Source organism: Thermostichus sp. MS-CIW-40, assembly GCF_054058315.1.
In genome coordinates this window covers 1-5,561 of sequence record NZ_JBSSAC010000077.1, presented here as the reverse complement: position 1 = coordinate 5,561, position 5,561 = coordinate 1, and the positions used below count along the sequence as shown (strand labels likewise).

Below are 5,561 nucleotides of genomic sequence, written 5' to 3'. Positions count from 1 at the left end.
TGGGTGTACCAGGAAGTTACAAAGGTGGTGCCGGTGAGCCAGCCGCCCAGGGCTAGGTAAGCGCAGGGGAACAGCAGCAGCCCGGACCAGCCGATAAACACGAATCTGTCGCGCTTGAGCCAGTCATCGACGATGTCGAACCATCCTCGCTCCTGACGCACGCGCCCTACCGCTATGGTCATAGGACGTCTCTCCAGAACAATGACGACGAATAAAGTGCAATACAGCAGCGCCCACGACAGTTCTGAGCAGCACTGTCCTTCCATCTTACGAAAAATCAATAAGTTGCAACATAACCTCAAGATGAGGCGCTGCATCAGCTCATCCGGCGCAGGGATCCCTTGTGTTTTAGGATGGGAAGGGTTTTGGCTGAGGGCAACTGAGCCGGGATCCGTTCACGGCGGCGGAGCGGAGCCCACAACACCAGGGAGGGCAGCGTGGTTCAAGCCAGGATTTTGTTCGCAGCGGCAGAGGCAGCACCTTTGGCCAAGGTGGGGGGCATGGCGGATGTGGTGGGATCCCTGCCTGTCGTTTTGCGCAAGCTGGGTCAGGATGTCCGCATCATCATGCCTCTGTATGGCTTTCTCTGGGACAAGTTCGGCCAGGAACCGGGGCAATACCCCCGCTCGAAAGATCCCATCTGGTCTAAACAGGTCATGGGTCAGGTGGCCGATATTTACGAAAGCGTTTTGCCCGGCACCGATGTGCCCCTCTACTTGGTCAGCCACTACTGCTTTGCTCCCCACCGCATCTACTACGGCGAGGACGAGTTCTGGCGCTTCACCTTTTTTGCCAACGCCGTAGCCGAATTTGCCTGGACTTACTACCCCTGGAAACCCAACATCATCCACTGCCACGATTGGCACACCGGCATGATCCCGGCCTGGATGCACCAAGCTCCCGATATTGGCACGGTGTTCACCATCCACAACCTGGCCTATCAAGGGCCCTGGCGCTGGCAACTGGAGCGCATGACCTGGCTGCCCTGGTATTTTTCTGCCCACAACACCATGGCTGCCGGGATCCTCTATGCCGACCAAGTGAATACCGTCTCGCCCACCTATGCGATGGAAATTCGCACCCCTCTGCATGGGGAAGGACTGCAGGACTTGTTGGCCTGGAAAGGGGAACGGCTGCGCGGGATTTTGAATGGGATCGACATCGATAGGTTTGATCCCCGCACCGACCCAGACCTAGAGGCCAATTTCAGCATCGATGATCTCAGCGGGCGGGCGACCAACAAAGCCACGCTACAGGCCAAGTTGGGCTTGACCGTTAACCCAGATACCTTCCTGATGGGCATGGTGGCCCGTTTGGTGGAGCAAAAAGGGATCGACTTGCTCATCCAAGCCTTGGATCGCTTTTTGGCCTACAGCGACGCGCAATTTGTTTTGCTGGGAGGCAGCGGCGAAGCCTACTACGAAGGGCGGATCCGGGAGATGGCCGAGCGGCACCCGGGCAAAATGGCCTACCAAAAAGGCTACCAACCCAAGCTGGCCCAGTTGATCTACGGGGGGGCAGATGCGTTTTTGATGCCCAGCCGCTTTGAACCTTGTGGCATCAGCCAAATGATCGCCATGCGCTATGGGTGTGTGCCCATCGTCCGCCGCACGGGGGGGCTGGTGGATACCGTCAGCCACCACATCCCCAGCAAGGGGATCGGCACCGGCTACTGCTTTGACCGCTACGAAGCCCTGGACTTTTACACCTGTCTGGCGCGGGCTTGGGAAGCCTTCCAGCACAAAGAAACCTGGCAAGCGCTGCAGAAGCGGGGCATGGCCAGTGATTTCAGTTGGCACCGCTCGGCGCTGGAATACCTGCGCATGTATGAGCTGATTCTCAACCTACCGCTGCTGCCGGAAAAGCCTCCAGAGCCACCCAACTCGCCCAGCTCCTCTCCGCCCAAGCTCAAGAAGCCCATCTCCTCCCAGCCTCGCTCCAAAGGGATCCCTGAGCTGCAGCAAAGACCCGAGGAGTAGGGTAAAGTGGAACGGGTCAAGAGAGGTTTTGGGGGTTACCCGCACATGATCGGACGACGTCCCGCTGTTGCTTCCCAAGGCTGTCGCCAGGACGCCATCGCCCAGGGACTTAGCCTTCTGCGCCGTTCTTGGGCGCGGTTGGTTTTCGGCGTATTACTCGGCCTCATCTTGGGCGTGGGCTCCACCTTCTGGGCCACCGCTCAGCAGCTCCCTGCCGGACAGCAGCTTATTCCCAATCCGCAGCAGTTTCGCGCCCTAGAGCAACCCAGCAGCGCCCTCAGCGCGTTGCGAGCCGAACAACTGGCCGCCGAAGCCGATGCCGCCATCCAAGCGCAAAACTACGACCAGGCTGTCGAGCTGCTGCAACAGGTGTTCAACGCCTACAACCAGCGCTCCAACTACCACCAAGATCTCTCCCGCGCCTTCGCCGGGATCCAAAACCGCATCTCCGAAGAACAGCGGGAGCTGGCCCGTGTTGCCGCCCAAGCCCGGGATCAAGCCGCCTACGATTTGGCCGTGGTCTATCGCGCCGCCGGGCGACCGGAAGAGGCTGTGGGCTGGCTGATCCAGGTCATCAACAGCCAGGGCCCAACCCGCGAGCTGGGCACCCAAGCCTATCAGCAGCTCTTGGAAATCGGCTTTGTCAGCACCCCCTTTCCCAGTTAGAGCTGCTCTTCCAGATGGCGATAGAAGGCGAGGGCCGTTTGCCCATAGGTTCGTTGGTCAAAGCGCAGCAGGGATCCCACCTGGTCTGGTAGCTTCTGGCCGCTGCGATGCTCGACGATCAAGGTTCCGCCTGGCTTGAGCAAGGGCGGGATCAGGGGCAGGAGCGGGGCGTACAGACCGGCCTCGTAGGGAGGAGCAAAGTACACGTAATCAAATGGCTCCAAGTTCAGGCCGCGGCTGAGCAGCTTGCGGGCATCTCCCTGAATGACCTGGAAAGATTGCCCCAGCTGCGCCACCTTGGCCCAGTTGGCTCGGATGATGCGGCAGGCAGGGGCGGCAATCTCGATCCCGGCCACAAAAGCGGCCCCCTGACACAGGGCTTCTGCCCCCACCGTACCGGCTCCACAGCACAGATCCAGCCAGCGACAGCCTTCCACCTGCCCTTGCAAGATGTTGAACAAGGCCTGCCTCACCCGGCCAGGGGTGGGTCGAGTGCCCAAGCCAGCGGGAGTTTGCAGCGCTCGTTTGCCGCTGATGCGCAGGCTCATGGGATCCCTTCAGGGGCTAGGCGTGGCCGGCAACTGGCCGGTCAACCCACTGCGCTGGGCGGCGCGATCCCGCTCCATCTGGATTTGCTCCACCAAAGGTTGGGGCAGTTGGGCAGAAGCTTGCAGGGCCTGATCGAAAAGGGGGACGGCCTCTCGGTCTTGCCCTTTGGAAACCAGAATTTGCGCCTTGAGGTAGTAAAGCTCGGGGTTGCTGCAAGAAGCAGCAATGGCTCGATCCACCGCCTCCAGCGCCTCGTCAAAGCGCTGCATATCCCGGTAGGCCAGAGCTTGGCCGCGGTAGGACAGATAGTCAGGCGCTGCCATCCGAAACTGATTTAGAGCCTTCTCCCGGTAGGTCAGCAGCAAATCCATGTAGCCGTTGAGCAGATTGAGCTCCGGATCGCTGCTGTCCACTGCTTGGGCGGCCCGGATGGAGGCAAACAATTGATTGAGGGTGGGCAGAGCTTTGGGCAAACCGATGACCACCCCATCTCGCACCACTATGTTGGCTGCCTCTAGCCCGTAGCCCACACCCTCGTAAAGGTTGCCACGCAAGGGATCCGTCTTTTTCAACTCGGCGGCCACCTGTCGGGTTTGAGTGGCCAACTGGGCAAATGCTTCCAGGTCTCCCTCCTGATAAGCCAGCGCCGCCAACAGGGCATAGACCATCGGCTCTTCGGGGGAGGCCTTCTTGGCCATTTCCAGTTTTTCCCGGCTCTGGCTGTAGCGGCCTGCACAGAAGAACTCTTCAAAAGCTGCCGCCACCTCCGGCCTGATGGGGCGGGCATTGTCCCCGCTGCGGAAGGGATCCTGCGCCCAAACGGGCAGAGCGGATCCCCACACCCAACAAATCACCCCCAGCAGTTTGCCCAGCCTGCTCATTTTGCCGATACTCATCCCCAGTGCCTCAACTCCCACCCCCATCTAACCCTCTCTTCAGCGCAGCAGTTGGGCAATCGAAGCAATAGCGGCATCTTGAACCAACTCATTGGGCTCATAGGCCAGAAGATCGTGCAAGGGACCCAAGGCGCGCGGATCCCCGATTTGGCCGAGGGCACGGGCTGCCGCCTCCCGCACCACCGGTTCATCGTCCGCAAGCTTGGTCAGCAAAGCCGGCACCGCCTCCACCACCCGCATTTGCCCCAACCGGTAAATGGTTTGCAGTTGAGCCTCAAGAGGGGTTGCTGGGAGAGCAGAGCTGTACACAGAAATACCCGCAGAACCGTCGTAGGAATAGCCGCCGTGCGCCATCGAGATAGCCGAGAGAGCCTGCAACGCCTCTAGGGCACGATATCGCTCTGCCCCGCTCATCTGGGGCAATTGGGCCACCAGATCCTCAAAAGCTCGCTGCACAGGATCGGCAGCCGCAGTCTGCTGGGCAATGCGAGTTAATTGGCGATCCGCCTGCACCTGCTGCCAAGACTGAAACGCCGTCAGACCTGCCACTATCAAAGCCGCATCGGCCAGAATGGCCAACAGCGCCATTCCTCCCCAAATCTTGCTGCGACGGCTGAGCCTTTGCATTTGCTTGTCCACATAGACAAAGGCTTGGTGCTGCCGTTCCCAAAAGTCGGGGGCCACCTGCAGAGTTTGGGCGCTCAGATCAGGAGACAGAAGGTTTTCCTCGCGGGCCACCTCCAAGCTTTGCAGCCTCTGGTTTAGGCGAGAAAAGTGTTTCGTCCAGAGCCAAGTAAACATCAGGTCACGTCCTCTCTGCAAACCTGCCATCGAGAACCAAGTCTTGCTGACACAACATTGTGCAGGACATTGTGCGGGAACATTATGCGGGCTGTGCTGGCGTTCAGTGTCAGGCAAGGTTGGCCCACTTTCCCCTGGGATCCCAGAGGGGGAGCTTATGCGACAGGATAACAAAAGCGTCAGCTCCCCACCACCGGTCTTTACCCTAGAATCGCAGGATGCTTCTCAGTGTAGAGAGGCCGACGAAGGACGCAGAGAGGTTGACCGCGCTTGTGTGAGTGCTATGCACCGCTTCGCAACCGAGAGAACTCAAAGGCTACCGCGTCCAGCTTCCCGACACCCGGCTGACCGCTTGATCCATTCTGCCGCTGCCTGAGGAGATGCTATGACCACTGCCCTCACTCCCCGTAAAAGCTGTTGCTGAGTCGGTTCTGGCATCAAGCTCTCTCAATGTCTAGATAACTAGTGGATAACTAGTGCTATCTAGTGTTGTACGCCCCTATCCCTGACCGCCTCTCGTTCCCCCAGAAGCGATATGTGAATCTCTGTAGCTGCGGCCCGTTGGGCATCACCTCCAGGTACAGCCTTTTAATTTAAAATAGGGTACAGGTATTCAAGAGGAAGGAGAGAAAGGAATGCCGACTCATTCTTTGGATTTGCGGCAAAGAGT

At 59.2% G+C, this 5,561-nt stretch carries 5 protein-coding genes and 1 pseudogene; 2 read left to right on the top strand and 4 right to left on the bottom strand.

Annotated elements, in window-relative coordinates:
• Window positions 1-182, bottom strand: a pseudogene (locus ACVWXF_RS14015) (photosystem II D2 protein (photosystem q(a) protein)); the annotation flags it as partial.
• Window positions 183-437: 255 nt separating this feature from the next.
• Here ACVWXF_RS14015 and glgA point away from each other — a divergent pair.
• Both glgA and ACVWXF_RS14005 read left to right on the top strand, forming a co-directional pair.
• Window positions 438-1,979, top strand: a complete 1,542-nt coding sequence (gene glgA / locus ACVWXF_RS14010) for a glycogen synthase GlgA (protein WP_414399358.1) — start codon at window positions 438-440, stop codon at window positions 1,977-1,979.
• 45 nt (window positions 1,980-2,024) lie between these two features.
• The gene (locus ACVWXF_RS14005) at window positions 2,025-2,645 is read left to right on the top strand and encodes a hypothetical protein (protein WP_414357398.1); all 621 of its coding nucleotides are present in this window, start codon (window positions 2,025-2,027) and stop codon (window positions 2,643-2,645) included.
• Here ACVWXF_RS14005 and rsmD read toward each other — a convergent pair.
• Genes rsmD through ACVWXF_RS13990 form a run of 3 tightly spaced genes read right to left on the bottom strand, consistent with a single transcriptional unit; the run spans window position 2,642 to window position 4,891 of the window.
• The gene (gene rsmD, locus ACVWXF_RS14000; RefSeq protein WP_457441881.1) at window positions 2,642-3,193 is read right to left on the bottom strand and encodes a 16S rRNA (guanine(966)-N(2))-methyltransferase RsmD; all 552 of its coding nucleotides are present in this window, start codon (window positions 3,191-3,193) and stop codon (window positions 2,642-2,644) included. The genes ACVWXF_RS14005 and rsmD overlap by 4 nt on opposite strands.
• Window positions 3,194-3,202: 9 nt before the next feature.
• On the bottom strand, window positions 3,203-4,090 hold the full coding sequence (locus tag ACVWXF_RS13995; RefSeq protein ID WP_414421606.1) for a Sll0314/Alr1548 family TPR repeat-containing protein: 888 nt from the start codon (window positions 4,088-4,090) through the stop codon (window positions 3,203-3,205).
• A gap of 39 nt (window positions 4,091-4,129) precedes the next feature.
• Entirely contained in the window at window positions 4,130-4,891 is a 762-nt protein-coding gene (locus ACVWXF_RS13990) for a HEAT repeat domain-containing protein (protein WP_457474696.1), read from the bottom strand.
• Between the last annotated feature and the right edge of the window lie 670 nt (window positions 4,892-5,561).